Raw genomic sequence first — 3,164 nt, 5'->3', positions numbered from 1 at the left:
CGCCAGGATCGACGACAGGACTGTTCGTCGGGGTGCCCCCGTGGAAGGTGATGCCCAATCCCGGAATGGTCTGGCCCTCGAACCCTCGTGCCAAGATGCCGCCGTTCTTACGCATGGGGTTCGCGATCACGAAGAATTCGGCGTTGATCGGCTGAGCGGGCGGGTTGTCGATGAGGTCCTGCTTGACGAGCGACGCGACCACCGCACTCTGCGAGTAACCAAGGACTTTGAAGGTGTCACCCGTGGCCGGCGGGTCGGAATCGTCGATTCCGGCGTTTTCGTTGAAGTCGCAGTTGCCTGGGTCCCGGAGGCAAGTATTGAGATTCTCGCGACCGGCTTGAACCGAGTCGTCGAACGTCGTCGAGCCGAACACGGGGAAGAACTCCGCCGGATAAATCACCGCGACGCTATTTAGGTCCTCGTTCTGGTCCGGATCGATGTAGTTGTCTTCCGCAGCGGCAAGGTAATCTTCGACGAAATCAATCGTATCCGGCGGTGTGGACAGCGGGTGCTCCGTCCCGCCCATGATCAAGGCCGTTGTCGCCAATAGCTGAACGGTGGTGGTCAATGTGTACGTCACCGCCAGCGCCGGAACGGCGATCAGCACCACGAAGATTACGACTAGCGAACGCGCGAGGACCTTCATGTCCACACCTTCCCTCGCCACACCGCGCCGCATCGCTGCGTGTCTACAGCGACGATGCCGCGAGCACGCTGTGGCCCCCAACTCGCAGCACACGTGCATCCTGCACCACGCGCGGACAAAATGCAGCGAAACTCCCAGGGATTTCCGAACACAGTTGCTTCGGCGTCAATAAGTGGCAGAACCGCCGAGCAGAGGCAAACCCTCGGCCCCGTCGTACGCGGGTGGTTGGGCTACCCTGAGAAATCGCCCCCATCGGGCATTTGCCGACCGTAGGCTCGGGCAGGAATTTCCAACTGACGGGAGACCTTATGACGAAGTCACTCAGGGCCGGGGGTATCGCCATCGCGGCCGTCGCACTCGGCCTCGGCCTGGCCGGCTGCGGATCGGATGACAAGCAGACCGAGGCAACCGCCCCGAAGGAAACAACCAGCGCACCCGCGCCCACCACACCGGCGCAGGCCACCGGACCCAACAAGACGATCGTCGACTACATCAAGGAAAACGGCATCGTCGAAACGCCGGTCAAGCGCGGTGATCCCGGCTCACCGCTAGTCAACCTGCCTATCCCGCCCGGCTGGGAGGACGCCGGCGCCCGCGCACCGCAATGGGCGTGGGGCCAGATCATCTTCATTGACCCGGCCGCCGCCGCTGACCCGCCCACCATCACTGCGCTGATGTCCAAGCTCACCGGCAACGTCGATCCGGCGAAGATCATGGAGTTCGCGCCGGGTGAGATCAGGAACCTTCCCGGATATCAGGGCGACGGCACCGGCTCCGGCGGCACACTCGGCGGATTCGAAGCCTGGCAGGTCGGTGGCTCATACATGAGGGGCGGCGTCAGAAGGGCCATCGCACAGAAGACAGTGGTCATTCCCGGACAGGACGCCCTGTACGTGATGCAGCTCAACGCCGACGGCCCCGAGCCTCAGATGCCGGCACTGATGGAGGCCACGAACGTGATTGACGCGAACACCACGATCACACCGTGACCGAGCCTCGGTCGTAGCGTCCGGTGTTGCGGGGGACGCATCAGCTGGCGGCCCGCATGACTTGGCTTGCAACACCGTGAATTTCGCGGTACAGCTCCGATGTGATGGACAGATCGCGGAGCGCCGGAACGTCGATCACCGTGGTCACGACGCCCACGTCTTCGCGCTCCCAGTGCGCGCCGAACCGGTCCAGGATCTTGCGCATCGGGAGGTTGTCCGACAACACCCGCGCGGTGAACCGCCGGATGCCGTCGCCCCTCGCCGCGATTGCCAGCGCACCCATCAGGAAGGAGCCGACGCCACGGCCCTGATAATCGTCGCCGACGGTGAAGGCCACCTCGGCGAGGCTGGGGTCCCGTTCGTCGCGGACGAAGCGGGCGTCGGCCACCACCGGACCGTCCTTTTTATCCGTCATCACCCACACGTAGTGGTTCTCGTAGTCGACCTCGAACAAATAGGCCATCAACGACTTGCTGGGGGTGCGCGTGGTCTGGAACCGGCGGTACAGCGTGTCGCCCGAGAACTGGACGGGACCGTGTACGGTGCGCTCGTTGTCACCCGGCAGTACCGGCCGGAGGAACAGTTCGGTGCCGTCGCGCATCCGTACCGGGATCGGAGTAATGAAGGCGGCGAGCCGCTGGCGCACGGTCCGCACGAGTTTGGCCATCAATCTCGGTACGTCGAGCATGGTGCAGAAGGCGTCATGGCCGCCGACCCAGCCGGACAGCGCCTCTGTGGCCACCACGGTCGCGGTCCGGGGCGCGTCGCGCAGCAGGGCGATCTCGCCGACAATCTGGCCTGGTAACAACTCGACGAATGTGGGCACGCCGTCGTCCCCGGTGTGCGCGACCTCCGCCCGCCCGGAGCCGATGAGCAAGAACGTCTCCGCTCTTTCCCCTTGGCGCATCAGGACCTGTCCGGCCGCCGCCTTCATCGGCCGCAGTTTCGCCGCCAGCGGCACCAGAGCATCTGCGGGACAGCCCTTGAAGACCTCCAGGGCGGCGAGTTCGTCGGCGCTGACGGCCGCCAGTCCGGCCACGTCACGAGGCTACGGCGTCGCCGCGACGGCGGGCAACATGGTTACAGACCGCACCGAGTGGCTACACCAACACGTGAGGTATGTGCTGTGAAGCGACTCAACGGCATGGATGCCATGCTTCTGTACAGCGAAGCGCCCAATGTGCACACGCACACGTTGAAGGTCGCCGTCATCGACACGACGCTCAATGAGGACGACTTCACCTTCGAATTCTTTCGGCGCACGCTTTACCGCAGGCTGCACCTGCTGGACCCGTTGCGCTACGAACTCGTCGACATCCCGTGGCGTTTGCATCATCCGATGTGGCTCGAGGACTGCGCGATCGACCTCGACTATCACGTGCGGCGAGTGACGGTCGCCAGTCCCGGCGGGCGGCGGGAACTCGACAACGTGATCGGGGAAATCGCGAGCACCCCGTTGGACCGCAGCCGTCCACTGTGGGAGTTCCATTTCGTGGAGGGCATGGCCGATCAGCGGGTTGCGCTCGTCG

At 64.3% G+C, this 3,164-nt stretch carries 4 protein-coding genes; 2 read left to right on the top strand and 2 right to left on the bottom strand.

Annotated elements, in window-relative coordinates; translation table 11 throughout:
- Nucleotides 1-646 (bottom strand): PE-PPE domain-containing protein (locus tag ACRDU5_RS21785; RefSeq protein ID WP_526617071.1); only part of this gene is annotated, 646 nt, incomplete at its 3' end.
- Nucleotides 647-954: 308 nt separating this feature from the next.
- Between ACRDU5_RS21785 and lpqN the strand changes: the two genes are divergently transcribed.
- Nucleotides 955-1,635, top strand: a complete 681-nt coding sequence (lpqN, locus tag ACRDU5_RS21780) for an envelope biogenesis lipoprotein LpqN (RefSeq protein WP_526617070.1) — start codon at nucleotides 955-957, stop codon at nucleotides 1,633-1,635.
- Between the two features lie 40 nt (nucleotides 1,636-1,675).
- Here the strand turns inward: lpqN and pat are convergent, their stop codons facing one another.
- Nucleotides 1,676-2,674 (bottom strand): acetyltransferase Pat, encoded by a 999-nt coding sequence (gene pat / locus ACRDU5_RS21775; protein ID WP_526617069.1) that lies wholly within the window; start codon nucleotides 2,672-2,674, stop codon nucleotides 1,676-1,678.
- Nucleotides 2,675-2,761: 87 nt separating this feature from the next.
- Between pat and ACRDU5_RS21770 the strand changes: the two genes are divergently transcribed.
- A partial coding sequence (locus tag ACRDU5_RS21770; protein ID WP_526617068.1) for a wax ester/triacylglycerol synthase domain-containing protein occupies nucleotides 2,762-3,164 on the top strand: 403 nt, incomplete at its 3' end.

This window comes from Mycobacterium sp. (genome assembly GCF_050701515.1).
Taxonomy (GTDB): Bacteria; Actinomycetota; Actinomycetes; order Mycobacteriales; family Mycobacteriaceae; genus Mycobacterium.
This window is presented reverse-complemented; position numbering and strand designations above follow the sequence as displayed.